Origin of the sequence: Massilia phyllosphaerae, assembly GCF_034659755.1 — a bacterium.
GTDB classification, from domain to species: domain Bacteria; phylum Pseudomonadota; class Gammaproteobacteria; order Burkholderiales; family Burkholderiaceae_D; genus Telluria; species Telluria phyllosphaerae.
The window spans coordinates 371077-397988 of the sequence record NZ_JAXSQX010000005.1 but is presented as its reverse complement, the minus strand read 5'-3'; the positions used below and the strand labels follow the sequence as shown (position 1 = coordinate 397988).

The window sequence follows — 26912 nt, the reverse complement described above, 5'->3', positions numbered from 1 at the left end:
CGCTAGCCGCTGTGGCTGCCGCGTTCTTTTTTACGTCATCCCTAGGCGCTAACGCTTTGCCTCTGGTACACGCTACCAGTTGCAAACGACTTACATTGTTTCGCAGCTGCCTGCGCGACTCAATGACAAACGCAGACGCTTCTTGAGCGAAAAGTCCCTTCTCGGAATTAGAGAGCATATCGTAAAGGGCGCAGAACCGATGGCTGAGTATTTGGGGCGGACCCCAGTCCTGCTCGTGTTTGGGAAGGTTGACATGGAAGTGTCCTAAGGTAGGCCTGCGACGTCATTCTTAGCGTAGCGCGAAGTGACGAATTGTCGCGCTTCGTCTTCCAGCCGCCGTCCGCGAGTGAGAGTTGCTCGCTCAGACTGGCCGCGTTCCAAGCGCGCACGAGGGAATCTGGCTTGGCCTTGGTCAACGGCCGCAGGAGCATGCGCAAGATACCAAAGTTCGAGTCCAAAGTCTCTCCTAATGGGCTAGCGAACATTTCGAACAGGCTGCTTTAATATTTTCCGCGCCGTCCTTAGTTTCGCGTAAGTGAAGCCCACCCAGGCGTCGCAGAAAACGGTTCTCTCTTCGAGCCAAGACCCGGATAAGGCCCCTCCCGACATGTGGTCATCAAGAATAATAAAGGCGAGGGCGTCCGTTGACGCGTAACGCTTGAGCCAGGTCTCGATTTCACTCAAGCGGCTCGAGTTTGTGTCGCGAGGAGTACACCAGTGTTCTGAGAGATTGGAGTTGACGAACTCGAGACCTGTGCGCATGAGTACTTCATTTATCTGGTTCCGGCCCAGATGCGATGCCCATGAAGAGCTGATTACATAATGTGGTTGGTATTCGAAGTCTAACGTTTGCAAATTTCGACGGGCGGCTGCATTAAAAACCTCGTGCCATAACTCAGGCAAAGCGTCTGTAGTTCCGTTTGCGAACGCATCGAGGACCCGATATCCGTTATGGACGGGATGAAAAGCAAGAACGTCATCGAAGTCGAGAAAGACGACAGGTCTCATCTGTTTTATGTAATGGGCATTCACTCAGGCCTCCGTCGAGACTCGTAGCGATGGGTTGTTGTGACTAACGTAACTCGAGGCACTGCCAGAGTGATAGGCAGATACAAACGATTCCGCTGCAGCCACGAGCATTGCGTCGTCATACTGCGTGAGCGTCTCAAGGCTGCAGCGATGCTGGGACGGGCCATGCGAGAATCTGCGCCGTGCGGCGGATGACGAACTGTGCTTCGGCTTCAGAAGTCCACTTGGTAGCGATGAGACGGGACAGATACTGCTCGAGTATCTGGACTTCAGACATATGTGCGCGTTTGCCCTCTTTTGACTCCAGCGATTTTGTAGCTAGCTGAAGTGCAAGGTCTTCGCACTTGTCCCACCGTGCGTACAGTTCTGGAGGTGTACATCCTGCGGCATACAATTTACCGTCGTACATCTTCAGTAGTACCTTCGACTGATATCCGCTGACCGAGCCGTGCGGCTCAGGGCGAGGGAAGTGCGGGGGCACAACACTGTAGTCCGGTTCACGGTCATGAAACAGTCCACCACAATCTTCTTCGTTTTCCATAGCTCCTCCTTGGCCATAAGATAACTTTTGTCCAGTGGTCGGTCAATGAAAAAATCAAAATTATTCAATATAATCATAGACTTACATGATTTCTGCTATAGTAATATAAACAGAGTGAACAGTAAGACTCGGCGGCTGTCAGTAACCATGCTTGAAAATGTAGCCTTCCCCTGACTACTAACAATTACCCAGTTATGGCACAATGATTTATATATGACAACAATTTTCCCAAGGTAACTTCCCGGTCCTTCAAAACTGGCCGCAATGCGATTGCGCATTTCCTGACCGCCGCCGAACCTTAATATCGACACTATCGAATACATGACTACGGCGCCAACTGAACCTCTTCTCCAACAAGTCGCATCGGACTTGTTCCGGGACTTTAAGGGAGATGAAATCGGTGGCCGGCATGCCATCCGCGGCTTCAGTTTTCAGGTGTGGCATGCAGTATTAGAAGCCCTTCGCGCCCACCGGACCGGCAACGACTACGCCGTCGTACTTGAATGGCAGCAGGACGTTGCTGTTTTGGATTCTTCCGTGGCACCGACTGGCGTACGTTTCGTGCAGCTGAAGAAACACGAGGCATCGACCCACTGGAAGCTGAATCATCTCATTGCGTCGCCGAAGGGTAAGGATGAGGATGCGCAAGCGACGGCAGATGAAGCCAACCCCGTCGAACCTGGCGGGGCGGTGACGGAGCCACCCCTTGAACCAGCGGCAACCAGGAAGGCTGCGAAGTCAAAGGCGCCTAAGAAGCCTAAGCCATCAATCCTGGCCAAACTCTATGCGCATCGGCGCCGTTTCAAAACTTTGGGGAAGTCGCGTCTTGAATTCTCGTCAGACGCTCAATTCGAAATGCCAGACGGTTCGGGCGCTAGCTCGCTGCAAAGCAATGTTGAGCTAGCTACTGCCGACCCTTTAGTTCGACAGGCCATTGAGGCCAAACTGCGAGAGCAGCTGGGTCTCGACTCGGCCGAGCCGGTCGACTTCTCTGACTTTGCTCTTGTGGTGAGCGACTGCCCGGTAAATGAGCCACATAAGTACCTCGCCGGTGAGCTTGCACAGATGCAACTGGAGTCGGAACTCAACCTTAGCGGTTCGGCTACCATTCTCGCGGTCCTAATAATCGCTTCGTACGTGAACCTCAGGGCAGGCAGCACTCGACACGCTAAGAATTTTCCCGAGTTGTTGGGCCGCGCGGTCACGCGAAGCGACATTGACCGCTATCTAGCCGCGGCCGACGAAGAAACAGTGTCGGCGCGAGAACTCGTAGAAGAGATTATCGAGCGGTTGAACATCGAGACGGCGCCGTTTACGCTGGTGAGAAACATGAAGAGGCAAGTCGTGCGCGCGTGTATGGAAATCACGAACCGTGCTGGCCCTGTGCCAATCTTAGCCGCGCACCTCAAATCGCTGTACGAAGCGAGGTCGGAGTACAACTCACTACCGAGGGTTACCGATATTTTCTCCGCTTGGTTCGAGGACTTCCAGCAGTTGCAGTTAAGCGAAGCTCGCCCTTACAGCCGCGAGTACATTTACTGTCTAATGTCCATGATTACCCAAAATGCAAACCCCACAAAACAACTACCATCTGTTCCGGCTGGTCCGCAACCTAAGGACTCGCAATGAGGCAAATCGTCACCTATCACGAGCTTTGGCTAGTATCCGAAAGGGACGAGAGCGCCCGGTTCCTGAAGTTCAGTCCGCGCAAGAACCTGCTCGCGGGAACGAATGAAACGGGTAAGTCACGCATCCTAAAGCACCTCGTTTGGGCGCTCGGCGGCGAGCCGTCGACACGCATTGCAGGAAATTGGGACGTCATATTGCAGTAAGCGTAGTGCTCAGTATCGGGCAGAAGCGGTTCACGTTCGTTCGAATGGGGCGCGACCAGCGCGCGGCCTTCGACGGTGAAGGTACGCTCCTACTTGCGACCGAAAGCGCCCAAACATGGGCCAGGTTTTTTGCTGATACGTTCGAGTTCCCGTTGAAGTTGCAGCGCCACCAGGAAGGCGCGTTTGCGTTGGCAGGGCCTGAGTACGCCCTGCTGCCGTTCTACATCGACCAAGAAGGGGGCTGGGCGCGGAAATGGGGGAACTTTCTCCGGCTGTCCCAATTCGCGCGCTGGGAGCCAGTCGTCTTCGAATCCTTCCTGGGCCTGCGGCCGCAGCGCTACTTTGATGCCCAGCTCACGCGGGACGAACTGGTCTTCAAGCTGCGCGAACTACGACTGCAAGCAAAGGTGCAGGCGAGCGCCTACCAGCACGTTAAAGCAATGTTGCCGGCGTCCGATGCCGCGCTCAATGAAAGCGCGTTTGCCAAAGAGCTTCAGCAGGTTGCCAGCCAGGTAGAGGCATTGGTCGATGACGAAAACAGGGTCCGCAACGATTTGTTCGAAATTGCTCAGCGACGCCAGGAGCTGACTGGCGAACTGCAACTTGCGGCCCGGGCAGAGCAGGATTTAGTAGAGGACCTTGCATACCTGTCCACGTATCCGGATGAGGAGCAGTTGAACTGCCCAACGTGTGGCCAAGCACACGGCTTGTCGTTTCGCGCGAAGGTGGAACTTGCTTCGGATGCCAACGAAGCGCATCAACTCTTTCTAAGTGTACGGACTCAGCTGGACAAGTTGAGTAAGCGCGAGGAGGGCTTGCGCAGCAAGCTTGCTAGTGTCACAAAACAAATGGAAGCGCTGCGGGTTTCGACTGAAAGACGGCCGGGGCAGGGTGGTATTGCCGAAATCGTCGCCGCAAAAAGCTTGGCCACTATTGAAGATGCATATGGGCAGACACGCCAACAACTGTCTGAATCTATCAATGAACTCGATGAAAGCCGAAGCGAGCTCCAGGCTGAACTAGACGCGTTGACGGATGCAGAGCGGGTGAAAGAGGTACGAGCCTTTTACAAGGCCGCAGTAAAATCGTGTGCTGACCGTCTCGGCATCGACAAGGCGGAAATTGCTTCTGTCAAAATCGGAGCGCGGCCAGCGATGGGCGCTGGTAGCTCGGGCCCACGCGTCTACTTGGCTATGCACATGGCAATGCTGGAAACCAACGCAAAATATGGTAGCGGGCCGCGCTTCCCCTTCATTGTCGACACGCCTCGTCAACAAGGCTTGGACGACCCTAATACGGGGCGGCTCCTCAGCGCGGTCTACAACCATGCTGAAGCAGAGCAGATTTTCATCGCAAATGAATCAGTGCCCGTTGACTGGACCCCACCGCAGGATTGTTCCGTTCAAACCTTCATAGAGAAGCGTCACTTCTTGCGTGAGGAGGAGTACCGAGCCGGCGTTGAACTGTTAGCGCCAATGGTGGAGGCGATGCGTGAGGCTATCGCGGCCGAGCGCGAGCGTGCTGCCGAGATAGCTGCAGAGAGCGAATCGGTGGAACGGGCAGACCAGCACGACGCCATCGATGCTGACGAGGATGAGGACGAAGATTGAGACACCCTTTAACGTAGGATGCTCCAACCTGCTGTCCTTTTGCGCGCATCTCCTATGGCGGGCGTTCCTGACCAGCTGTACCTGGCTGCCGGGCGTGTAACCGCTACGACGCGACGAGAATGCAGACTCTAGTATTTCTCGATTTTGATGACGTACTTGCCTTCAACTCCGACCACAAGTCACATCAGGTGGCCACTCCTCTCAGGTCGAAACGCTCAGGCCACATTAGCTCGACCTGAGCAACCTACCTGTCGCGCGAAGAGGTCAGTAAGGCTCTCGTCCGTAGCGGCTTGGGATTCGTGGCCTCAGCATTACATTCCGCTTGGCGAAGCGCCACCGATGTCGGTTCCTTGCCCGCGACCAACATAAGCTCCCGGCTTAAACGACATAATGGCCCACTATGGTTCGTCTTACGTGATACTCGACGATACGGCTAGAGGTCATAGGCTGTACGTCACGCCTTTGCAGTCGCACAGGGTGATTTGTGATGAGTCGCAAGGGTTCATGGACAGTCCTATGAACGTGCTTCGGTTTTTCGCTGCACACTACTATCCATACGCTTCCACCAATCTACCAACTAAGGCCTTCGCTTCATCGGGCCGAACTGCGTGGTCTGAGTGAGCTCGCGGTAGCAATATGGCCGAAAGCGCTGTAGGGGACGCAATCCGCTCTGAATCATCGAAGTCGCCAACAAATTCTTCTACCTCCCACCCGAGCCTTTTCTGCAGTTTATCGCAGTGGTGACAAATGCGAACTTCCAACTGCCATGCGCGAGGGGCATCGACAATGCTGAAATGCACCTTTCCTTTATCTGAAACGTAGACGATTTCAGCCTTGCCACGTGAACAGATAGGACAGCACCAGTCGCTGGGCGTTGCATCCCACTTCTCCGCCATGTAGTCGACGCTTCGCAGCATTGCAACGAAGTTAGGCGGTAACTGCCTTCCTGGTTTGGGTCTAACTGTTCGCCACCTCGACATATCGCGCGGGGCTATACGTGTCTGCATTCCCAGCGCATCGCTAAGCGTCTCCCAGCTAAGCCATCTGCTTATAATCTCAGAATGGCGCCCGCCATGACTGTACACCGGCACCGGCTCGAACTGCCTGTCATGTGGCTCGTACCAATGACAATCGGTAGCTGCCGCCTTGGCGACCGCTTTGATGATTCGCATTCGGAGAACGAAAGCTGCCTTCGCTGCTTCCCACTCGACGCGAGCCCTCTCTTCCAATACTCTGTGAGAGCGGTGCGCGGCCACATCAATGAACCGACTGATTTGACCGACCGAGAACGAAAATTCCCGTGGAATCTCTAGGGCGGCCTTTGCCGCAGTATCGGCATTATTGCAGTCCTCGCATACCAAGACCGGTTCATATGCGGCAAACGCTTCGCTCATTCGCTCAATAAGGCGAAGTCCGTCCATTTGTTCAAGTTCAGTGTTCGCTTCGGCGAACGCTGCATGGAACGCCTCGTGCAGCACGTCACCCATATGGTCGTGATGGATAACGTTCTTGGCCAAAATCTGCCCGCGGTTGCCGACCCGTGAAATCTCGAACTTGGGCCTCCGGCAGCATGGGCAAATCCACTCCTGAGGTGAACCGACCCAGTTTGTGTTCATCTCAAAGGGACGAGACCCATGCTTCTCAAGCATTTGTTTTGCAACTGGCGATGCTTGGCCGTCCAAGCACGATATCTCGCCAGTTCCGACACATTCGAGAAGAAGCGATAGTGCGACATTAGCGCCTTCTTCTCGACGCACGTTATGACTTTGCTTTCGGCTCCAAATGCCGAGTCTGCTGAAGAAAAGTTTGTCTGACCACATTGTTCGACCTTAATAATCGTGTCTTTGCTTAGATTGTTTAAGCCTTAAACACTTGACGATTCAACCAGCTAGATGCCCAAGTACTTTGGGTGCCACAATGCGTTTGCAGTATCTATCTTTTTAATTGCGATGTCCTTGTGCCAGTCTAGTTCCCGATTGTTGCTGTGGCTAAGCGAACGCTGCTGAGGACAGTTTGTCAGTCAGGGGCAACACGACAGTGTCAGCGATTTCTCAGTCTTGCAGATGCCGCTCGCGAGCAACGTGCGCGGGACGATAGCCGGCACGGCACGCGGAGTCTTTGGCTTCTTTCTAAATCTTATGCTCAGTCACTTCCTTGCCACCGACGACAACGACTTGATGGGTCGTAACACCGTTCTTTTCAGTGCCCGCCGGGCGATGTTCGATGTATGCCGCCAGCATTGGCTTCTCCATAGACGCCACGGAGTGTGGCTGTCCTCATGTAAGGATGGATGCGAAAAATACAGTATTGCCAAACGAACTGAGTTGAGGCACTACCGGAGAACAGCGATTACACGTTCCATGCTCTTCAATCAAACAAAGTAGGGGCATCTTCAGCTTCAAGCAGGTAGAAGCGATGACATTCGTCGTACTTCAGTACGGACGCGAGCGGTCAATGAGTGCTTGGACAACTGGTAGAGTTCGTTGAGTCCTGAAGTGCTCTGGAATGCTAGCTCCTCGTACAGGGCGACTGGGAGCTGACGATTGTTCTTGAACCGCCTGTCGGGCCCGCCGTTCTTGTTCACATATCGCCAAGTATGGCCCACCACCTCGGCATCGCCAGGAACAGCGCCGTCTTCAATGAATTGCCTGGATTGGCCGCTGACCTCCAAATCCTTGTAAGAGACGGCACCCACTCCAGCCGGCGAGTACACCAGCACACGGTCGGGCATGTAGTAGAGGGACGTCGACCCTGACTTCACATACGGCACTTCTAAATTCGACTTGAGCATTGGCGGCAAGCCTTTACCGAACTGGGCGTCCTTTCGCCTCACTACGGAACCGGCCCCGGCGTGGTATTTGCGGTCGTGGACCGTGGCTTGAGCATCAATACGCCACGCCTTTCGACAACTCGCCAACGTATGAAATGCTTCGTGCAAGGCCTCGAACGCACTCTCGTTCGCTGAGTCCAGTTCGTAGAACAGGACCGAAGTCTTGGCGACCGTGTCCCTTACCGCTATGTAAATCGTGAGTGCAACTAGTACTGCAGCGGAGACAAGAGTAATCCACTCGGGGCCGGTGGAGAAGACGTACCACAGCGCTAGCAGGCCACCAGCCGCGGTCCACTTCCAATAGTTGGGACGATTCGCCTTGCTATTCAACTCGCTCAGCAATTCAGCGGACGACGTGTCTTGCATAGCAGAGACCGGAGCGCTTTCAATGGCGACCATAGGTCCAAGGCCTGGTTGAGGAGCCATGTTCGGTGTCGGCGCAGGCGGCGTTCGCGGTATGGCCACGGGCTGTGCAGTCGGTATTGTGGCGCGGTAGTACAGGCCAGCGCGACCGACAGAGATGTAATTTCCTCGTGGGCCCGTACCAACGCGAAGTCCCTTAATGCCTGCAGACACTCCAACGCCCGACTTAGAAAGGTTGAATCGAAACGGTCCGACGCACACACTTTTTCGCAGATAAAAACCCATGAGACCTCTGAGGAATTGGTTTCAAAACAACAAGCAAGTTGCATTCTTTGCAGTGCAATGTTGCTATAATAAAGGTATTGCAGAAAATCAACTATAGGGGATGTCATGTCAGACCAGATTTCGTTTGGTGCCGCCGAATTCGCGAGCAATCCTGAACCACGTTGCCCTTGTATCCTTTTGCTCGACGTCTCCGGTTCGATGTCTGGTCAACCAATTTCAGAACTAAATGCCGGCTTGTCGGTGTTTAAAGACGAGCTCGCGGCTGACTCGCTCGCGATGAAGCGCGTAGAGGTGGCTCTAGTCACATTCGGCCCGGTCCGCGTCGAGGCGCCGTTCCAGGCTGCCGAATCGTTCTATCCACCGACGCTTTCTGCACAGGGTGACACCCCAATGGGCGAAGCAATTCGCCAGGCGATTCAGCTGGTCGACAACAGAAAGCAAGAGTATCGAGCCAATGGCATCTCTTACTACCGCCCTTGGATTTTCCTTATCACTGACGGCGGTCCTACTGACGAGTGGAAGTCTGCCGCGGCAGCAGTCCGCGAGGGTGAGGAAGCTAAGAAGTTCGCCTTTTTCGCAGTAGGGGTGAAGGGCGCCAACATGGATGTACTTTCGCAAATTAGTACTCGTACTCCTATGTCGCTAGAAGGCCTGAAGTTCCGCGAACTGTTCACCTGGTTGTCCAGCTCCCTGCAGCGCGTGTCGCAATCGACTCCGGGTACTGAGGTCAAGCTGGATGCACCGACGGGATGGGCCTCGGTGTGACTTGGCGAGTCGTTGCCGGCTCTGCAGCCGGCACATCGCACAGCGCTACTGGACTCGACTGTCAGGATAGCTGCTGGGCCCAAGTGGACACGCCCGCAGGTAAGACTGCAGTCTTGTCTATCTTCGTGGCTGACGGTGCCGGTAGTGCAAAGCACGGCGGTGAGGGAGCAGAGCTTGCCATCAAGGCGGCGGCCGAATTCATGCAGAAAAAAGCGGCTTTGCCCGAATTTGGATTAGGTGACGATTTTGCTGTCGACTGCGTCATGGGCATCCGAGCCGTGTTGTTTTCTGCTGCCGAGAAAGCAAAGGTCCGGGCGCGAGAGTTCGCTTGCACTTTCCTCGGAATAGTCTCGACGAACCTCGGTACCCTGATAATGCAAATCGGCGATGGAGGCATCGTAGTCGACATCGGCAACGGTCTCGAAGTCCCAATCGCACCAATGTCCGGCGAATACGCCAACATGACTCATTTCATCACTGATGAAGATGCCGTTGACCGTTTGGAATCGCACGCATTTAGTAAGCCCGTTCTCAAAGCCGCGGCGTTCTCCGATGGCATTCAGCGACTCGCGCTCCAAATGGACACAAACACTGCTCACGAGCCGTTCTTCGCTCCATTTTTCAAGGTTCTTTCTACAGCTACTGCCGAGCAAGAGGACCAGCTCCAGGATGCCCTGATGCGATTTCTGAATAGCGAAGCGGTGAACGAGCGGACCGACGACGATAAAACTCTTGCGCTCGCGGTTCTCATCTAGACGAAATTACTATGACGAAACGCTTCGTCACGGCTTCAGGAGCTGTAGTCCAGTTAGGCCGCGAGCTAGGGAAGGGCGGCGAAGGCTCGGTATTTGAGGTCCCGTCGCTACCAAATCAGGTAGCGAAGCTCTACCACGATAGTTTAGACAGGCCGAAGCAGGACAAGCTCCGCTTTATGGTCACTCGAGGTGACCAAGCCCTGCTCCAGTACTCTGCTTGGCCGCAAGACACGCTTCATCCTTCTTCCGGCGGACCCGTAGCGGGCTTTCTTATGCCTAAGGTCACTGGACGTGACCCCATTCACATGCTGTACGGCCCCGCATACCGACGGCAGAACCGTCCAAAGGCTGCATGGGATTTTCTGCTCTATGCTGCACGCAATACAGCCGTAGCGTTTGAGGCATTGCATGCTCGTGGGCACGTGCTGGGCGACGTCAACCAAGGCAATGTCTTCGTTGGAGCCGATAGCAAGGTCGTACTCATTGACTGCGATTCCTTCCAGATTAACGCCAACGGGACATTGCATTTATGTGAGGTTGGGGTTGCCCACTTTACGCCTCCAGAGCTTCAGGGGCTTTCGTCGTTTCGAGGAGTAAAGAGGTCGGCCAACCACGACAATTTTGGCCTGGCCCTCCTGATTTTCCACCTGCTGTTCGGCGGTCGTCATCCGTTCTCTGGAGTGCCGCAGAAAAGCGAAGCTGGCGAAGCCTTGGAATCGGACATCAAAGCGTTCCGCTACGCATACGCTCGCGACTCCAAGGCAAGAGGAATGCTCCCGCCGCCGAAGTCAATCCCGATTGCGCTCGTACCGGACTCAATGCAAGCGATGTTTGAGCAAGCATTCACAGAGCGAGGTACGTCTGGGTTACGTCCAACAGCCCAGCAATGGGTCGCCGCTATAGACGCGTTAAGAACGCGCATGAAGAAGTGTTCGTCGGCTTCGATTCATGTCTACCCGGACCATCTCACGCATTGCCCATGGTGCGCTTTGGAGCAGCAGGGCATTGTCTACTTCGTTGACCTTGGTACGACAATCACCGCAACGGCCAGTGGGTTCGTCCTGACGAAAGTATGGGCATTAATCGAGGCCATCGCACCTCCGCCACCGGTCAGCATGCCCAACGTTGCAAGTATTACTGTCACCGCTACGCCGCTTCCTGTTGGCCTCAAAGGCAACGGCCATCCAGGCCTTCTAAAAGCCCTCATCGTTATCGTAGCTTTGTGTCTCACTGCAGCAATCCCCGCGGCTTGGATTATCTGGGGTGGAGCCGCTTATTTCGCCTGGAGCGCGGTTGGGGGCTCGGATTCCCCTGAGCTGGCCGGAGAGAAGCTAAAGCGCAAGAACCGGATGATTACCGCTGAGCGAGCTTACCAAGCGCTCGCTGATAGAGCTCGCAAGGAAGCCGGACCAGAAGGCTTTAATCATCGCAAAAAACAACTGTCTGACTTGCGGAATGAATACGTTGGGCTTGCCGCTAAGGAGAAGGTAGAACTCGACAAGTTGCATCAGACAGCGGAGCAACGCCAACGAGACAAGTTCTTGGACCGTTATTTTATCGAAGTAGCTTCAATTCCCGGCGTTGGGCCTGCCAAGAAAGCAGCCTTGCGGTCGTTTGGCATCGAAACCGCAGCCGATGTTCAGTGGAACAAAGTCCGCAGCGTGAAGGGCTTCGGAGAGGTGCTAACGCGAGCTGTCGTCGATTGGAGGAAGGCGTGCGAGCGCAAGTTCGTGTTCAACCCGGCCCAAGCCGTGACCGAAGCAGACCGCAACGCGGTGCGAGCCAAACTAATGGTTCAAAGGAAGGGGCTCGAGGCAAGTCTCCTTGCAGGGGTTACAGAACTTCAGCGTATGAGCACTGAGGTAAACGGAAGAACCGCGGCGCTACGTAACCAGCTTCAAGCCGCTGCTCAAGAGTTTGCGCAAGCCAGAGCAGACCTAGCTGGGTTGAGCTAAGTACGGCATCGGAATAGCGTTGGTGCTCTCGCATTCGTTACAAGGGCAGGTTTGAGGTCGGCACACTTCTCCGGCGAGGGCGACATAGAAGCTCCTATGGTGGGGGCTGACAGAAGTCAACCTAGCGTCGAAATTTCGCGAGGTAGCGCGTGAACACCCAACCACTCACAAGCTGACCATCTCCGTATTCATATGAGACTTCCGTCCAGTCAGCCTTCGTAGAGATGACTGTGACAACCTGGCCAAACTGCAGGGTCTCGACAGATTTAGCTCGAGCGTTGGGGGTACTACGTAGATGGAGGGTAGGGGCTGTGACGAAGCGACAGTCTCGTAAAGCGGTGCCCAGTTCACCCATCGAAAGCTTCTTAATTTCCTTCACCTGCTCGCGGGGTGCTACAGCCGGGGACCGCTTAAGATATGCCTCGATGTACGGCATCGCCAGGTTGGCTGAAACGCTGACGATGAAGGGGGTCACCACGCAGGTGATGAGTGTTAGAAAAGCCCACTTTAAGAATGGGGATGCACGCGCCCAGAGTTCACGGAACCGCTCTGGTGTCTCCGCAGCATCAAGAGCCTTAAGCGTAGCCTCATCGTCCTCCGCGCTGTCTTGGTCAACGAACGAATCATCGACAACGTAAGCACCGGCAGAGATGTCACGTTCGATAGCCTCAAGGAACGAGTTTAGGTAGGTTGGGCGCGCGAGCTTTTCCAGTTGGCCAGTCCATGCTTCAGTCGAACTAAACAGCGCCTCATAGCGACGATTAACGGACTCCGCCGCCGACAGCCAATGCTCACTAGGGACAGTGTGCCGAATGTCTAGCGTATTCAGGAACCGTCTGTACAAACCATCCTCAACCATCGACTTCGACACCTTGTCGACCCACTCCATGCTCGCCTGTGCGCTCGCATGTGCAAGGTCTGTGGGCAAGCGTCCTAGCGCAGCGGCCTGACCACTAAGAAGTGAGCCTTCAAGTGACTTGAGGGACTTGCTGCGGAAGTGGTCAAAGTCTAAGCCACCAGCTAGCTTTTTCACTTGCGCACCGATGTCCAATGCCTTCGTGTACTCATGTAGAGCCAAACGGCTGCCGACAACATCGAACAACGACTGCGTTTTCCAAGTCGTATCAAGCGAGGCCGCCAGGCCCTGCAAAGAGGTCATCTCCTTCATGGCATTTTGTCGCGAATTCATTGACTGCAGAGCTGTCAGGTCTCTCGTGTGCGCCAAGCCGAGTGCATCCATACCAAGCTTATCTGCGCTGAGAACCCCAGCGATAGATTTAGCGTACTCTCTTTGCGCGAAGGTGCCGCCGAGCACCTGCTCAATCTCACGAACCCTATTTTGGGTAGATATAGCGTCAAGGTAAGCGCGAGAGTTGAAAATTGAATTCATTATGGTCGTCACGTGAAGATTGGCGCCTGAAATCCTCAGCGCTGGCAGCAGCAAGGTTACTCGGAAACTGAGCAAGATGCACTAAGGAGTGACTGTTCTTTTCGGCAGTTGGTATGCTACAAAGACCTGAACACGCCGCTTAGCTTGGGACGACTTCATGAGGTTCGACGACTAACGCCTCGAACCCTTGTTATTGGGAGCCTTGACGAGCGGGTTTGTTCGCCGTATTTGCTGGCTTACCGGACATCGCTCGTGTTTTCGCAGCCTTTCCAAATTCACGGAAGTCCGGTAGTGGGGTCGCATCGATAACGATAACTCGTAGGTAGCGTAAGCCGGTATCGACGCGTTCAACGAATACCTAAATGCGCCGACTTGTTCAACGTCGCCAGCTATCCTCAAGCCGAGTTCGTAGCTGCCGACTTGAAACGCTTGGCGGACCAGGTGAAGAGAGTCACAGGGCAAATGACTCTTGTTGGCAAAGCTAATCCGGTTATCCTCACCGCTGCGTACTTCAAGTGCTACTAAAACCCTATCCACAAGCGCAAACCTGCGGTGGTGATTTGGAAACGACTATCAAGCGTAGCAAGGGGAAGTGGTCAACTGTAACTCTCCTAGTCAAACTCACGCTAGCCCTTGAGAATCAAATTCCTTTGAATAGTCCCGAGAAGCCTTTAGGTGCATCGTCCATTCCGAGTGACTTTATCACGCTTTGCCAGTCGTCTAGTTGACAAAATTTCCCATCGACAAATTTCAACTTGTCGAATTTGATTTTCCAATTCCTATCTGACGGGAATAGGACAATGTTATTGCATCCCGGCTTGATAGAGCTAGGAAAAACAATACCATCGATTTTTCTTCCCGATTCATCGATTTCGAAAACTTGCGCCAAGTATTCGGAAACAACCTGAGAAGGTAAGTAGTTAATGTGCTCCATGCCATTTTTCCTAATTGGCTGCGAAATTTCCTCGGTAAATTTCTCGAGAAACAGTAAGGCTTCCCTTTCGTTGCGGTTGTCGCTATCGAACACCGAAGGAATATCGGCAAGTTTTGTTAAGTCGACCACCATCAGTGGCTTTATGTTTTCAAATGTGCCAACCCCAATTGCCATCGGCGGGTGAGATGCGATTTCTCCTAGTGCCGTGCCATAGGCAAACGCCCCGTAAAAATACGATATACCAGCAGGATTCATCCTGCCGGCACTTGCTCGTTCTGACGGAGGAGCGCCGAGTTGTTCTTCGTTAGGCTTCCAATTGTCCTGTGGGTATTTGATGCGGCATCGATAAATCTTCGTGCCTGTAGGGACTTCTCTTAACATATCGAAGTTTCGAAGCAGCCCAGCAATAGTGCTTAGAATTTTTTCCGATGGGATGTGGTCAGGGTCATCGGCGTCTCTACCCTGCGGTATAAGAAAGTGAAATCTGGTGTGGTGTTTGACAGTCTGTACAAAACTCTCCCAGGCGTACCCGAGCTTTTGGTGTAGTCGAGGAGCATTCCAAAATGCGTGTGAGCTCCTTACCCAGGCGGTCTCTGTAAATGCACCTGCGACGTCTTCAACAAATTTTTCCTGTCCATTCAGGGATAACTCACCAAGTACTTCGCGAATGTCAAGTGAGTGCATGGCGAAATCTTCGCTATCGTAGGGAATACCGGAAGCTTCGAGCGACGAAAAATAATAAAAAACAGCTCCAGCTATCGATTCCATGATAGGTTCAGTAGGAGCGGCACTGGGCTCCTCAGTCTTTTCGCCGCAATAGCTACATTCACATTCTTCGACATTCGCGTCAACCTGCTCCGCCAAAAAATCATCACCAACACATGAGCGACACACCCATGTATCTGGCGCGTCCCATCCCCGTTCTAAAGCGGCCATCCATGCTGACTTCGCGAGTCCCATTTATTTCTCCAATTACTGCAGTTGATTCAGCAACAGCTTAATTGTGGCCAACTTTTTCCGAGCACGCTCTTGCCTTGGCAAACGTGTAAAGAACAAAGTGCACTTGCACAGACCCATACAATCATCATACATCTCTTATTGCAGAGTCTAACGGTTTTGCTCTCCAGGTTTAACGATGTGTAGACCAACAATCTCGTTCTGGTTGCGTTTGCCGCGGTTGTTGATACGCTGGATTTCTTCGGCTTTGTCTGCGTATTCGCGTTCGAGCTTTCCCATCCTAATAAGCATCGCCGCATTCTCAGACAGGGCCATCTTGAAACGCTGTTCAAGTACCTTGTTGACCTCACGAAGGTTAGCGTTGATGGTCCTCATATCCGTTGGGGCACGAACAGGAATGGCTTCGTTTACGCCTAGAATTTTCTTGCGTACCTCCGTGTAGCGGCAACCGTCAAAGCCAATCAATGTGCGGGATACTCCAGCTTCAAGTGCTACGCTCGAAATCGTAACCTTGAGCCGTCCTTTCTTCGCTTGCTCGATGAGCTTCGGGTGCTGTGGCCGGCCTTCCTCGACCCGCTTTAACGCGTCGAGTAGATGCTGCTGCATGCCTTCGAACGTCGTTGGCAGGTCAGTTCGTTTACCTCGCATGTGCCACCTCCATTGTCGAGTGCATGACAGTATCCAGAGAGGGGAGGGGAGCACCGAGATTTTGCAGGTATCCCTTTGCCTGCTCAGCTCGCGTCCGCGCAACTCGGTACTCATTACCGCGGCCTTGAGCATCAGCCTGCAGCCAAGCAGTCATGTTCTCGACAAAGCGCTTCGTCCAGTGCTCAATGCTTTCTTCGTCAGCTAGGAACAAGTAGCAGCCAGTACAAATCGATGGCTCACGCATCGAGAAGTTTGGAGCCTTATTGGCCCAGTGGATGGTTTGCGCTCGCTTGTGACATTCAGCTTTGGTCGGCGCAATAGCCGGGATGCACTTGCCGTACCCATGGAAGAAAATTTTCATGTCTCGATTACGACACCAAGCGTCTATCGCTGTGTACGCCTCAGTATTGTTCATGCCTTCAACGATTTTCTCGAGTTCGGGTCGATAGTTATTCATGAGCTTGGCCAGGCGACCTTCCTGCTTAAAAGCCTTCCCGCGGATGTTCGACAAGAACAGTTCAGCAGTGAGGTTGCGATTGAAGTCAGCAACGCCAGCAATAAGGCTCGCGCTAGTGCCAACGTAGGCACCCTCTGTCATCGCAAGCGAGAGATGCTTGAACTGTCGCGCGATGGCCGGCAACATACGCTTGTCGACCTGGAAGACGTACTGCGCGTAGGTCTTACGCCATTGGTGTGTGCGAATGCAATCACCATAGCTGTCTATGTAAGGGCGAGTGGTTTCAGTAAGCACAATTTCAGACCAGTCGACGTACCACATCGCGAAGTTCTTCTGTCCCAAACGGAGAAGATGATTGCTGGGCTTACTCACACTTGAGGGAAAACTCGGAAGACCCCTAGGAACGCCGATGCCGACGATGAGGTAGGGCCGAACGTCAGGTTCTGCCAGTGCTCTGAGAGGAGCAAGAACCTTCTGAAGAACGACAATCGCCTGCACAGCATCAGGAAGTTCTTTTGTCCCGCGCGGAGCAGCAGCAAGCAGCCACTCTTCGTCAACAGGAGTCGGACGCAATTTCTTGAGCTTGGACTTAAGGTAGTAGAGGTCCAACATTCCCGATTTGGAAGGCCGCACTGCTATGCACGAAGGCAAGCCCGTGTCCGAATTCACACCTGCTAACAGGCTACTTATCTCACCGATTCGCATGCCTGTTTCTGCCTGGGCGATGATTGTGCAGGCGTCAACCAAGTCGTCGAGGAGTCGTCGAAGGTCTTCAAAAGCGGACTTGCCTCCAGCGCCTAAGTATTCACGCCAAGGATACGAGTCGCCAAGCGAAGTCGAGAACTTAAAACTTAGAAGGAACGCTTGAACTAGAGGGTTCTCCGAGAGAGTTTGACCTTCGTCTTCGCGTGTCGCCCCATGAATTTGATAGATGCTCTCCATGATTTTAATAAGGTCGCTTGATGCCGTCGCAATGAAGTTGTGCGCTTCATTTAGAAGGGGAATCGCGACCTCGTCAGGCAGCGCAGGGATGCGAGAAGCAAGCTTCGTGGCGAGCTCAGCCGACACTGTATGAGTTGCGCGGCCGGAAAATGGCTGCTCGTGCATGGCGGGAAGGCCGAGGCGAGTCAGCGCAAAGCGTTGCTCCCAAAGGTATCGCCACGTGGAGAGCGAAAAACTCATCGTTCCGGGAGTGATGCCGCCAACGTCTTCGGGGTCAATTTCTTCGTACTCGTCGCCATGCAATATTTGACCAGAACCTGTGGACTCGTCTTCACTCTCATTAACGGTATCGTGGTTGCCTACACACTCATCATCGACAGCTACCTCTTGGCCGTCAGAAGCAGCGTTGGCAGTAGCCCTTTTGAGTTCTTGGGCGGCATCGCTGGACAGGTTTGCGTAGTAATCCACAAGCCAGTCGCAAAAGCGTGTAGAGGCGCGATTATTCAGCTCACCGAAGCTCGCGTAGTTGTGCTCTACCATCCACTTTAAAAGCCGACGAAGACCTGGAAACACGGTGCCTGCAGCGCTTTCTTTGAGCCGTCGTCCATCACGGCGGTCATTGTAGAGGCTCCAAAAAAAGTTACGAGCTTCGTGAAGTAGCTGTGAATGGTCTTCATCAAAAAGGGTAGAGCCATCATGAAGTTTGAAGTCCCAAATACAAGTCACCGTGCTTGTCCCGGAACCTACAGCACGTCCGTCAAATACCCACCTTCTGTCAGGCCAGCGACTTACGCTAGACACCCACTCAACTGGGCCTTTAACACTCTCAGCGTTAGCACTTGTTCGATGTCCTTCAGACGAGATAGCTGCAGTTGCTGTTGCAGCTAATTCAGCCGTAGCGGTCGCGACATCGCTACCGCTAACTAAGCGGATTTCTTCACTTGATTTCGACATCAGTCATTACTCCAAGAGCGGCAATTTGGCCAACGTTATGGTCCTCGCTTTTTCAACTACCGCGGGCGAGAAGCGCGGCAACCAAACCTCTAAAAGCTTCTTCTTTATCGGTGACCATCGAGTAAGCCATGCGTCAGGCGCAATCTCTGCAGCTGCATCGTCAATAGCGTTGAGGAGATTCCACGCTTGAGCGCACGCGTACGCATCATCAAGAGTAATGCCAGCATGCGGACACGCAGGGCAGGAGCCATAGCTCGAACAAAGTTTGTTTGGCGTATATGGACCGCTAAACGGGTCTGCACAAGTCCAGCCCGGCGTAGCGGCTCCCATGTCCGCCCGGTCAGGCCGATTGCGAGGGTCGACCTTGCCTCTAGATTCTCTCCAGCGCTTGCGCAGCTGGCCAACTTGACCCAGGAACTCGTCACCACGCTGCTGAGCCGCAGTGGTGGTATACATACGGTACGTGGTCTCAGGACTAGCATGGTTGCCTGCAGCTTGCTTGGCCCGAATGTCTCCTTCAAACAGCGCATCGGTAACGTCAAGTCCAGTCGTTCGGAATCGGTTAAGCGCGACATGAGGTAGGCCATGGTCTTTGTAGAATCGTTCAAGACCATTTCGCAACGGTTTATCGTTGCCAGCCGTGCTGTAACCCGCAAACGACCGAATCACGCGGTCTCCTTGTTCTGTAACGAACAGGAACAAACGCCCCTGTGTCGCAGGCTGCGCGACCTCCCGGATGTACGCCGTCCACTCTTCGATAAACTTGACGATGCAAGCAGGGTTGTCAGGGTCGTCCGTTGCCGGCCTAATTTGTTTCTGCTCCGTGTTTTTGGAGCGGCCTTTTTTGGCTCTAGCAAGGATTTCGGCCTCGAGCCCTTGAGCTTCGTGGGCTTTCTCTAGTTTTTCCTTTTGTTCGCGATTGATGTTCGCGGGAGACGCAACCAACTCGATGCTACCAACTTCGTTCTTGCGAATAACATAGTCCTTCATGAGACTCTTCAACACTGTCTCAGGGTTGTAGTCCAAATGGATGGACAGCATCAGGACAAAAGGGATGAGCTCACGTGCGTATGGATAAAAGCAAGAATGGATTGTCGGGATGCCGCCGAAAAATTTGTTGTCTTCCACCACCCGCAGAAGCATCTTATCCTGCATCTTCTCAAGCTCGGTAATGCTGAGGATGACGCCAGGCGTGCGGTGCTTCAGCGCTGCCAATGTCAAACCTACGTCCGTATAAGGATTTGTTTTCCATACTTTCGCGTTGAACTTACCAGACGCGTAGTAAGCATCAGCCGGAAAGATGTCGCCCTGTCGGGCAACTGGGTTGTCCATCTTCGCCTGCATTAATGCGCGCTGATGCCGTACCTTCGCCATCGTTGCAGTAATCTCTTTTTTGCATGCAATGTAGATGTCCCGGTACGTCTCTTCGGGAATGATTTCGACAGGCTTACGGTCGTCGGTTTCATCGCGCCAATAGTTACTTCGAAGTGCCAACTCTGATAGCTGATGTTTCCATTTCTCTGTGCCCTGCAGATACTCCAAGACTGCAGAGATAGCCATTTGGAAGTGCTGCTTGGACATTTTCTTGTACTTGGTCCCGTTACTTCGAGTGCGGCGAAGCCAGACGATAAAGTCTTCAAAAAGTGCAGTCGTGATGTCGCTGAGTGCCGCGTTAGGAGCTGCCACGCGAAGGTAGCTGATGAAGCCATTCTTGAGCTGGCTGCACCTCCCATCGACAGTAACGAAAGGGTTTGCTGCAAGGCGTGCGCTTGTTGCAAGCGCTTCCGAGAATGGTTCCCAAAGCATAGGAAAGTCGAGCAGCCAACTGATATCAATCGCTTTTTCGCCACCCGGCGCGGCTTCAAAAGGAACAACGAAGTCTAACCGTTGCCTTGCGTCGCCTTCTACCAGCTCGATGCGGTATGACCTGGCAGCCTTTTCTGAAACGAAGTCAGTGATGTTCGTCGCCTCTCGCTTTTGAGAGTAGGCGCTAGGGGTCTTCTTAATCCGCATGGTCTTCACCCATCCTTTTTTTGACTTCGTACTGCTTTTTCCCAGCGTTACGGCGATGAACATCGATAATTGCGAGATAGATATCAAGCGTCGTCTTGAGACTAGAGTGCCCAAGAAGAATCTGAATCTCCTTCCATGGTTCAGCGTTGCCATCGGCTTTTTCAGAGTGATACTTCCACACTGCGAAGGTGTGCCGCAGGTCGTGAAAGCGATGGCGCACCAGCTTCTCGTGGTACCGTTCGCCAGTTTCAATGTCGATTTTCTCTACAAGATGGGTGATGTCTGCTGCCATGCATGCTTGTTTGAACGCCCATGACAAAGCCGGCGCGCGCACTGCTTTGCCGCAATGTTGAGCGGAGTCAGCGTCATTGACGAAGAGGGATACAGGCCTCTTGTACCTCTGCCCATTCTTAAAGGCATGTGCTTGACCGTTCTTGATAGACTCCTCACGCTCGCCGTCCATGTAAGCCATCAGTTCAGGAATCTGATACCCAGGAACTTGGACAGTACGAGGTTTCAACCGCTTCGTTTTCGTGATGGCAAGAGGGAAAAATCCGTCTTTTCTCATTTCTTCACTTGCCAGCAACCACAGCTTATGTAGCCCTTGTAGCTGGTACACCGTAAGCGACGCAAGCTCATCAACTCGCATTCCGGTACCGATTGCGAGTTCGCAAACCACGCGATTTCTACTCGGCCGCCAGTCGTCTCCGCGTTGCGTAGGAAGAGGGCCAAGTGCTTCCTGAATCAACTGCCACTCAATAGCAGACAGCGGACGTACTGGTTCGCCAAATTCGGAAGTCTCTCGGGACTGGGATTTGGTGCCGTCGTCGCCAGAACTTCTCTTCGAACTCCTCTGTCCACCCAAGTCGTTCTGAAGAGTGACGCGCCCCTTTTTCACCTTGTTGACGATGAATTCGCCCGTGTACCAGCCCTGCTTCTTTGCGTAGGCGTAAAAGCGCTCCACTGTTCCTTGGCGCCTTGAAATCGTGCTGCTCGCAAGTTCGCGGTTTGTCTTGTAGCTAACGATTACCTGGGCTGTATCGCGATAGGCAATGTAGTCAGATTCGCCAGCGACGTCCCACGGCTTCCCAACCTCAAGTTGGTTCGTCACCGGATTTGTCCACTGCACATGGGTCAGATAGTCGAACCAATCGCGCAAGTCATAGGCGAATGCGTTAGCAGTGTTCAGTTTCTTATGGCGCGGCCCACGTCGAATAGCTATTTGCCTAAGGTAGAGCAGGGCAGGCTCTATGATTTTCGCCTCTTCATCGATGACCAAGAAGGGAAATCCCTCAGGCAGCGAATACCTAGCGAGTGGGCTGTCTGCAGGTAACGCTACTGCTGTGTGGACACTTATCGTCATGCGAACATAGCGAAAACCAAAGGATGCCGAGTGTACTGTATGACACAGTATGTCGCAATGCTTTGCGGCAACAAATTGGTGGTCGAGCGTTGTGAACACAACGCGCTAGAGAGCTTTAGAAACTGCAAGTAGCAGACTGGACACCATGCCCTTATGAGCACGTACAAATCAGATGAATCGCCGTCCCCGTCTGCTGTAAGAGAGGACCGCTTTGGAGCCAGGCAGCGAGACGATTCGTGACACTTCTCAACTTTTGGTTAGCCAAGGCCGTCTACTACTTACGTCAGGCTATCCGTGACACATCGCCTGGCATTAACAATGCTGTCGAGACTTTTGGGAGAGGGAACACTACGTGGAAAAGGCTTTAGCTATCGAACTGATAAAGCATGCACTCGACCTTAGCGCACAGCTCAACTTCATCATCGAGAAAGTCGAGACGATTGCCGATGAGGATGAGCGGATTGGGATGCGTGAGTACATGGGAAAACTGTTGGCTGCCAGTGATGAACACCTGTACCGACCGATACTGAAGCAGTATCCTGAGCTCGACCCTGTGAGAACGTAGAGCCTAGTACTGAGGAGGCTGATTATTGGTAAGGTGTCATGCGTTAAGTGTTTCTAGACGTTGTAGTCGACCGCTAACGACTTCTTTCAGGGCTGCTATTTGTAGGTAAAAAGTGTTCGGTGGCGCAGAGCAACTAGCCAAGTAGACATGACGACAATATCGCTTTGTGAACACTAGTTTTTTGCTGAACACTTATAGCAATTTGGTGAACAGAATTCTTTGTGAGCAGTACTTCTACATTGCGGATGACTGAGGAAAATGAACGTTTTTTAATCGTGTAGATAGTCCATTCCTCGTGTGCGTGGCACAGCGTTATGAAAGGTTCGTGCAGGCTCTTCATCAGAGTAAAGTAAGCGATAAATCAGATTGCTGTACTCAGGAATCATGGTGAACACCTCCATCGCACATAAATACATGCAGGCCTTCCAGTCCTTCGACGTGCGCCTGCGCGACTTCCAGAAAAAGGCGCTGGAAGACTGGGTCATGGAATACCGCGGCGACCTCGGCACCGCCCTGACCGACGTGGTCGGCATGGATGCCTTCCTGCGCGACTTCGACCTGTATTTCGCCAAGCTGTTCGACGGCCTGCGCCATGATTCCGGCGACCCGGTCGAGTGGGGCGAAAAGGCGATCGCCCACTACGCCAAGCTGCGCATCGACGCCCGCACCAAGCGCCTGGTGTTCTCCGACGCGCTGACGGTGCCCAAGGCGCTCAACTTGTACCGCCACTTCGCCGACCGCGTCCAGACCGGTTTCGGTATCGGCACCAAGCTGACCAACGACACCCAGTTCGATCCGATCAACATCGTGATGAAGCTGGTGCGCTGCAACGGGCAGGCGGTAGCCAAGCTGTCGGATTCGCCGGGCAAGGGCTTCAGTACCGACGAGACGTTCATCGCTTATTTGCGGCAGGTGTTCGATCAGCGCATTTAAAAACTTCATCGTTGGCTTGAATCCGTCGCCCCTGCGCAGGCAAGGGCCCAAGTTTTGCGGTTCACCACGAACTTGGGCCCCCGCCTGCGCGGGGGCGACGTGCTTACGACAACAATATTACTGAGCGCAGCAGCAGCTCACCGCCCAGCCACCAGCATCATCACCGCCGTCCCCAGCAACACCACACTGAAGCACATGCGCAGCCGCGCCGGCGAAAACCGGTGCGCCAGCGCCACGCCCCACGACACGCTCAGCACCCCGCCCACCGCCATCGGCAAGCCAACCCGCCAATCGACGTGGCCGCCCTGTGCATACGCGACCAGCGCGATCAAGGCGCCCGGTGCCGCCAGCGCCAATCCCATGCCCTGGGCGCGCGTCTGTTTTTCGCCGAACAGGCTGACCAGCGCCGGCACCACGATCAGGCCGCCGCCGACGGTGAAGATGCCCGACATGGCGCCGCTGAATACGCCCAGCACCGGTAGCGCCGCACGCGGCATCGGCTTGGCAGGGGCGTCCACAGTCCCGGTCGTGCCTTTCGGCCGGCGTCCGAAATACAGTGCCAGCAGGATCAGGAACACGGCAAAGGCGATACGCAAGTGACCGGCGTCGATGCCGGTGGCGAGGCGCGCCGCCAGGTAGGTCGTCACCATCGAGAACACGGCGATCGACGCCGCCGAGCGCAGGTCGATGCGGTTGCGCTGGTGGTAGCGCCAGAAGCCGAGCAGCACGTTGGGTGCGATCATGACCAGCGCCGTGCCCTGCGCCAGGTGCTGGTCCATGCCGTACAGGTAGCCGAGCACCGGGATCGCGATCAGGCCGCCGCCGATGCCGAGCAGGCCGCCGGCCACGCCGAGTGCGGCGCCCAGGCCGAAGTTGATGAAAGCGGTGACGAGAGGAAGGGCCATCGGAGGCGTTGCCGGAACAGGATCAAGCCGGCATTGTCGCAGACCGGCGCACTGCAATACCAGAGCGGACGCGGTCTTCGGCCGCTTTCGTCTATGCTGGCATATCCGCACAACCCGACAGGAACCACTATGCCCCAGGATCAACCACAACATGTCGCGATCGTCACCGGCGCCGCCGGCGGCATCGGCCTGGCCGTCGTGCGCCGCCTGCTGCGCGACGGCGCCGCCGTGATGCTGGTCGGCCGCCATCTCGACAAGCTGGACCAGGCCGCCGCGCAGCTGGCCCAGGATGCCGACCCGGCCCGCATCGCCACCATCGCCTGCGACGTATCGCACGAAGACCAGGTCGCGGCCGCGGTGGATGCCACCATCGCCCGCTTCGGCCACTGGAACCAGGTCGTCAACAATGCCGGCCTGATGACCTTCAAGAAGCTCGAGGAACAGGTCGCCGACGACTGGCACGACGTGCTCGGCGTCGACCTGCTGGGCGCCTTCTTCTTTGTCAAGCAGGCCTTCCTCAAGATGAAGGGGGGCGGGGCGGTGGTCAACGTGTCGAGCGTGCACGCGGTCGAGACCGAGCCGCTGGTCGCACCCTATGCCGCAGCCAAGGCCGCGCTGCTGTCGCTGACCCGTTCGGCGGCGCTGGAAGGCAAGCCCAAGGGCATCCGCGTGAATGCGGTGCTGCCGGGGGCGGTCGATACGCCGATGTTGTGGGACAACCCGAACGTCCGCAACGGCACCGAGGTCATCGACAAGGCCGACGTCGGCACGCCGGACGATATCGCCGCCGCCATCGCCTTCCTGCTCAGCGACGACGCGCGTTTCGTCTGCGGCGATGCGATGCGGGTGGACGGCGGACGCCTGGCGCGGCTCTGACGAATGCACCCACGGCGGCGCTGACAGCGGATGAGCGCGGTGCTATCCTGAGCAGGTCCTCTTCTTTTGGAAGGCCGCCATGAACAAACCGATCGCCATGTTGCTTGCCGGCGCCGTGCTGCTGGCTACCGCCGTCCATGCCCAGGACGCCCAGGATCCCGGCGCCGCCGTGGCCGCGGCCACCGACAGCGCCACCCGCTGGCTCGCGATTGCCGACGCCGGCAAGGGCAGCGAGAGCTGGGATGCGATGGCGCCCGCAAGCCAGTCGATGGTCACCAAGGCCGCCTGGACTGGCGGCCTGGCCTCGACACGGGCGCCGCTCGGCGCGGTCAAGTCGCGCAAGCTGCATTCGGCGTCGTTCACGCACGCACTGCCGGGCGCGCCGGCCGGCGACTACGTCGTGATCCAGTACGCCACCGACTTCGCCAACAAGCCGCAGTCACTCGAGACCGTGGTGCCGATGCGCCTGCCGGACGGCAGCTGGAAGGTGTCCGGCTACTTCGTGCGCTGACCCGCCGCGCCAGGCCGACCACGCTTGCACATCCGCCCGCGAGACCTATGCTGGGAGGACGGCATGGGCAGATTTTCGCGGAGGCGGCGATGACGGACATGAAGAGCGACGTGGTCGAGCACTTCCGGGCCACACTCAGGGGGCCGCTGCTGCAGCCGGGCGACCCCGACTACGACGGCGCACGCAGCATCTGGAACGCGATGATCGAGCGGCGCCCGGCTTTCATCGCGCGCTGCAGCGGCACCGCCGACGTGCTGGCGGCGGTCGCCTTCGCGCGCAACCACGGTTTGCCGCTGGCGGTGCGCGGCGGCGGCCACAACATCGCCGGCAATGCCTTGTGCGACGACGGCCTGGTCATCGACCTGTCCGCCATGCGCGCGGTGCGGGTCGACCCCGAGGCGCGCATCGCCCGCGCCGGCGGCGGCGCCACGCTGCGCGACTTCGACCACGAAACCCAGGCATACGGGCTGGCCACGCCGACCGGCATCAATTCCACCACCGGCCTGGCCGGCCTGACCCTGGGCGGCGGTTTCGGCTGGCTCAGCCGCACGCTCGGGCTGACGGTCGATAACCTGGTGGGTGCCGAGATCGTCACCGCCGACGGCCGCCGGCGCCACATCGGGCCGGACCGCGAACCGGACCTGTTCTGGGCGATCCGCGGCGGCGGCGGCAATTTCGGTGTGGTCACCGAGTTCGAGTTCGCCCTGCACCCGGTCGGCCCCGAAGTCACCGCCGGCCTGGTCGTGTTCCCGTTCGCCGAGGCGCGCGAGGTGCTGCGCCGCTACCGCGATTTGGTGCACGGCCTGCCCGACGAAGTCTCGATCTGGGCGGTGCTGCGACGGGCGCCGCCGCTGCCCTTCCTGCCACCCGAGGTGCACGGCGAACCGATCGTGGCGCTGGCCGCGTTTTCGCCGCTGGCGCCGGATGCCGCTCTGCCGCTGGTGACGCCGCTGCGCGGCTTCGGCCAGGTGCTGGGCGAACACGTCGGCGCCGTACCGTACGAGGCCTGGCAGCAGGCTTTCGATCCGCTGCTGGCGCCGGGCGCGCGCAACTACTGGAAATCGCATAATTTCACGGCCCTGAGCGACGACGCCATCGACGCGGTGCTGCGCTACGCCGCCACGCTGCCGACGCCGCACTGCGAAATCTTCCTTGGCTTGATCGGCGGACGCGCCAACGAGCCCCTGCCTGCCGATACCGCCTATCCGCACCGCGACGTGCTGTACGCGATGAACGTGCACGGGCGCTGGCTGGCGCCGGAAGACGATGCCCTCGTGGTCAACTGGGCGCGCGAATTCTTCGGGACCGTGGCGCCGTTCGCGGCGGGCAGCGTGTACATCAATTTCCTGACGCAGGATGAAGGGGCGCGCATCCGCGACGCGTATGGCGGCAATTACGACCGGCTGGTGCAGGTCAAGCGCCAGTACGACCCGGATAATCTGTTCCGCTTCAACCATAATATCCTGCCGGACGGCTGAAGCGCTGCGCTGGAAGAGGGT

Annotated in this window: 22 protein-coding genes and 2 pseudogenes; 12 read left to right on the top strand and 12 right to left on the bottom strand. The window is 55.6% G+C overall.

The features are described from left to right. Positions 1–474: 474 nt before the first annotated feature. Both U1H99_RS30160 and U1H99_RS20575 read right to left on the bottom strand, forming a co-directional pair. The gene (locus tag U1H99_RS30160; RefSeq protein ID WP_375341637.1) at positions 475–1008 is read right to left on the bottom strand and encodes an HAD domain-containing protein; all 534 of its coding nucleotides are present in this window, start codon (positions 1006–1008) and stop codon (positions 475–477) included. 157 nt (positions 1009–1165) lie between these two features. Continuing rightward, complete coding sequence (locus U1H99_RS20575; protein WP_323143576.1) at positions 1166–1570, bottom strand: hypothetical protein; 405 nt, start codon at positions 1568–1570, stop codon at positions 1166–1168. A gap of 321 nt (positions 1571–1891) precedes the next feature. Between U1H99_RS20575 and U1H99_RS20570 the strand changes: the two genes are divergently transcribed. From U1H99_RS20570 to U1H99_RS20560, 3 genes are read left to right on the top strand one after another with little or no spacing between them, the layout of a single operon-like run. After that, positions 1892–3199, top strand: a complete 1308-nt coding sequence (locus tag U1H99_RS20570; protein WP_323143575.1) for a dsDNA nuclease domain-containing protein — start codon at positions 1892–1894, stop codon at positions 3197–3199. Beyond that, complete coding sequence (locus tag U1H99_RS20565) at positions 3196–3402, top strand: ATP-binding protein (protein WP_323143574.1); 207 nt, start codon at positions 3196–3198, stop codon at positions 3400–3402. Before U1H99_RS20570 ends, U1H99_RS20565 begins: the two co-directional genes overlap by 4 nt. Further along, positions 3381–5012, top strand: a complete 1632-nt coding sequence (locus U1H99_RS20560; protein WP_323143573.1) for a hypothetical protein — start codon at positions 3381–3383, stop codon at positions 5010–5012. The genes U1H99_RS20565 and U1H99_RS20560 overlap by 22 nt, the downstream gene beginning before the upstream one ends. Positions 5013–5560: 548 nt before the next feature. Here the strand turns inward: U1H99_RS20560 and U1H99_RS20555 are convergent. The 3 genes and pseudogenes from U1H99_RS20555 to U1H99_RS30155 all read right to left on the bottom strand — a co-directional run. Continuing rightward, positions 5561–6832 (bottom strand): hypothetical protein, encoded by a 1272-nt coding sequence (locus tag U1H99_RS20555; RefSeq protein WP_323143572.1) that lies wholly within the window; start codon positions 6830–6832, stop codon positions 5561–5563. Between the two features lie 578 nt (positions 6833–7410). Continuing rightward, on the bottom strand, positions 7411–8241 hold the full coding sequence (locus U1H99_RS20550) for a hypothetical protein (protein WP_323143571.1): 831 nt from the start codon (positions 8239–8241) through the stop codon (positions 7411–7413). 102 nt (positions 8242–8343) lie between these two features. Continuing rightward, positions 8344–8490, bottom strand: a pseudogene (locus U1H99_RS30155) (DUF4236 domain-containing protein); the annotation flags it as partial. A gap of 105 nt (positions 8491–8595) precedes the next feature. On the opposite strand from U1H99_RS30155, the gene U1H99_RS20545 reads away from it, so the two are divergent. The 3 genes from U1H99_RS20545 to U1H99_RS20535 are packed head-to-tail and all read left to right on the top strand — an operon-like array spanning position 8596 to position 11965. Then, entirely contained in the window at positions 8596–9255 is a 660-nt protein-coding gene (locus U1H99_RS20545) for a vWA domain-containing protein (RefSeq protein WP_323143570.1), read from the top strand. Further along, positions 9240–10010: a PP2C family serine/threonine-protein phosphatase gene (locus U1H99_RS20540; RefSeq protein ID WP_323143569.1), complete on the top strand. Its 771-nt coding sequence runs from the start codon at positions 9240–9242 to the stop codon at positions 10008–10010. The genes U1H99_RS20545 and U1H99_RS20540 overlap by 16 nt, the downstream gene beginning before the upstream one ends. Before the next feature lie 11 nt (positions 10011–10021). Then, positions 10022–11965 (top strand): helix-hairpin-helix domain-containing protein, encoded by a 1944-nt coding sequence (locus tag U1H99_RS20535; RefSeq protein ID WP_323143568.1) that lies wholly within the window; start codon positions 10022–10024, stop codon positions 11963–11965. 121 nt (positions 11966–12086) lie between these two features. Here U1H99_RS20535 and U1H99_RS20530 read toward each other — a convergent pair whose 3' ends face one another. Beyond that, the gene (locus tag U1H99_RS20530) at positions 12087–13409 is read right to left on the bottom strand and encodes an SH3 domain-containing protein (protein ID WP_323143567.1); all 1323 of its coding nucleotides are present in this window, start codon (positions 13407–13409) and stop codon (positions 12087–12089) included. A gap of 318 nt (positions 13410–13727) precedes the next feature. Between U1H99_RS20530 and U1H99_RS30150 the strand changes: the two genes are divergently transcribed. Then, on the top strand, positions 13728–13880 hold the full coding sequence (locus tag U1H99_RS30150) for a YceI family protein (protein ID WP_375341634.1): 153 nt from the start codon (positions 13728–13730) through the stop codon (positions 13878–13880). Positions 13881–13995: 115 nt separating this feature from the next. On the opposite strand, the gene U1H99_RS20525 is transcribed toward U1H99_RS30150, so the two are convergent. From U1H99_RS20525 to U1H99_RS20505, 5 genes are all read right to left on the bottom strand, one after another. Then, on the bottom strand, positions 13996–15249 hold the full coding sequence (locus U1H99_RS20525; RefSeq protein WP_323143566.1) for a HEPN-associated N-terminal domain-containing protein: 1254 nt from the start codon (positions 15247–15249) through the stop codon (positions 13996–13998). A gap of 147 nt (positions 15250–15396) precedes the next feature. Next, entirely contained in the window at positions 15397–15894 is a 498-nt protein-coding gene (locus U1H99_RS20520; protein WP_323143565.1) for a hypothetical protein, read from the bottom strand. Then, positions 15884–18247: a hypothetical protein gene (locus U1H99_RS20515; protein ID WP_323143564.1), complete on the bottom strand. Its 2364-nt coding sequence runs from the start codon at positions 18245–18247 to the stop codon at positions 15884–15886. Before U1H99_RS20515 ends, U1H99_RS20520 begins: the two co-directional genes overlap by 11 nt. A gap of 6 nt (positions 18248–18253) precedes the next feature. Next, positions 18254–20323 (bottom strand): hypothetical protein, encoded by a 2070-nt coding sequence (locus tag U1H99_RS20510; RefSeq protein ID WP_323143563.1) that lies wholly within the window; start codon positions 20321–20323, stop codon positions 18254–18256. Then, positions 20250–21539, bottom strand: a complete 1290-nt coding sequence (locus U1H99_RS20505) for a tyrosine-type recombinase/integrase (RefSeq protein ID WP_323143562.1) — start codon at positions 21537–21539, stop codon at positions 20250–20252. Before U1H99_RS20505 ends, U1H99_RS20510 begins: the two co-directional genes overlap by 74 nt. Before the next feature lie 436 nt (positions 21540–21975). Here U1H99_RS20505 and U1H99_RS20500 point away from each other — a divergent pair, with 436 nt between their 5' ends. After that, on the top strand, positions 21976–22188 hold the full coding sequence (locus U1H99_RS20500) for a hypothetical protein (RefSeq protein ID WP_323143561.1): 213 nt from the start codon (positions 21976–21978) through the stop codon (positions 22186–22188). 396 nt (positions 22189–22584) lie between these two features. Next, positions 22585–23121 (top strand): annotated as a pseudogene (locus U1H99_RS20495) (beta/alpha barrel domain-containing protein); the annotation flags it as partial. Positions 23122–23258: 137 nt separating this feature from the next. Here the strand turns inward: U1H99_RS20495 and U1H99_RS20490 are convergent. Continuing rightward, positions 23259–24026 (bottom strand): sulfite exporter TauE/SafE family protein, encoded by a 768-nt coding sequence (locus tag U1H99_RS20490; protein WP_323143560.1) that lies wholly within the window; start codon positions 24024–24026, stop codon positions 23259–23261. A gap of 129 nt (positions 24027–24155) precedes the next feature. On the opposite strand from U1H99_RS20490, the gene U1H99_RS20485 reads away from it, so the two are divergent. From U1H99_RS20485 to U1H99_RS20475, 3 genes are all read left to right on the top strand, one after another. Then, on the top strand, positions 24156–24902 hold the full coding sequence (locus U1H99_RS20485) for an SDR family NAD(P)-dependent oxidoreductase (RefSeq protein WP_323143559.1): 747 nt from the start codon (positions 24156–24158) through the stop codon (positions 24900–24902). A 79-nt stretch (positions 24903–24981) separates the two neighbouring features. Beyond that, entirely contained in the window at positions 24982–25413 is a 432-nt protein-coding gene (locus U1H99_RS20480) for a DUF4019 domain-containing protein (protein WP_323143558.1), read from the top strand. An 89-nt stretch (positions 25414–25502) separates the two neighbouring features. Then, entirely contained in the window at positions 25503–26891 is a 1389-nt protein-coding gene (locus tag U1H99_RS20475) for an FAD-binding oxidoreductase (RefSeq protein WP_323143557.1), read from the top strand. Positions 26892–26912 lie beyond the last annotated feature (21 nt).

Bases quoted from the DNA above. Each gene is read 5' to 3' on its own strand.
- U1H99_RS30160 (WP_375341637.1), bottom strand. From the start codon at position 1,008: ATGAGACCTGTCGTCTTTCTCGACTTCGATGACGTTCTTGCTTTTCAT.
- U1H99_RS20575 (WP_323143576.1), bottom strand. From the start codon at position 1,570: ATGGAAAACGAAGAAGATTGTGGTGGACTGTTTCATGACCGTGAACCG.
- U1H99_RS20570 (WP_323143575.1), top strand. From the start codon at position 1,892: ATGACTACGGCGCCAACTGAACCTCTTCTCCAACAAGTCGCATCGGAC.
- U1H99_RS20565 (WP_323143574.1), top strand. From the start codon at position 3,196: ATGAGGCAAATCGTCACCTATCACGAGCTTTGGCTAGTATCCGAAAGG.
- U1H99_RS20555 (WP_323143572.1), bottom strand. From the start codon at position 6,832: ATGTGGTCAGACAAACTTTTCTTCAGCAGACTCGGCATTTGGAGCCGA.
- U1H99_RS20550 (WP_323143571.1), bottom strand. From the start codon at position 8,241: ATGGTCGCCATTGAAAGCGCTCCGGTCTCTGCTATGCAAGACACGTCG.
- U1H99_RS20545 (WP_323143570.1), top strand. From the start codon at position 8,596: ATGTCAGACCAGATTTCGTTTGGTGCCGCCGAATTCGCGAGCAATCCT.
- U1H99_RS20540 (WP_323143569.1), top strand. From the start codon at position 9,240: ATGGGCCTCGGTGTGACTTGGCGAGTCGTTGCCGGCTCTGCAGCCGGC.
- U1H99_RS20535 (WP_323143568.1), top strand. From the start codon at position 10,022: ATGACGAAACGCTTCGTCACGGCTTCAGGAGCTGTAGTCCAGTTAGGC.
- U1H99_RS20525 (WP_323143566.1), bottom strand. From the start codon at position 15,249: ATGGGACTCGCGAAGTCAGCATGGATGGCCGCTTTAGAACGGGGATGG.
- U1H99_RS20520 (WP_323143565.1), bottom strand. From the start codon at position 15,894: ATGCGAGGTAAACGAACTGACCTGCCAACGACGTTCGAAGGCATGCAG.
- U1H99_RS20515 (WP_323143564.1), bottom strand. From the start codon at position 18,247: ATGTCGAAATCAAGTGAAGAAATCCGCTTAGTTAGCGGTAGCGATGTC.
- U1H99_RS20510 (WP_323143563.1), bottom strand. From the start codon at position 20,323: ATGTTCATCGCCGTAACGCTGGGAAAAAGCAGTACGAAGTCAAAAAAA.
- U1H99_RS20490 (WP_323143560.1), bottom strand. From the start codon at position 24,026: ATGGCCCTTCCTCTCGTCACCGCTTTCATCAACTTCGGCCTGGGCGCC.
- U1H99_RS20485 (WP_323143559.1), top strand. From the start codon at position 24,156: ATGCCCCAGGATCAACCACAACATGTCGCGATCGTCACCGGCGCCGCC.
- U1H99_RS20480 (WP_323143558.1), top strand. From the start codon at position 24,982: ATGAACAAACCGATCGCCATGTTGCTTGCCGGCGCCGTGCTGCTGGCT.
- U1H99_RS20475 (WP_323143557.1), top strand. From the start codon at position 25,503: ATGACGGACATGAAGAGCGACGTGGTCGAGCACTTCCGGGCCACACTC.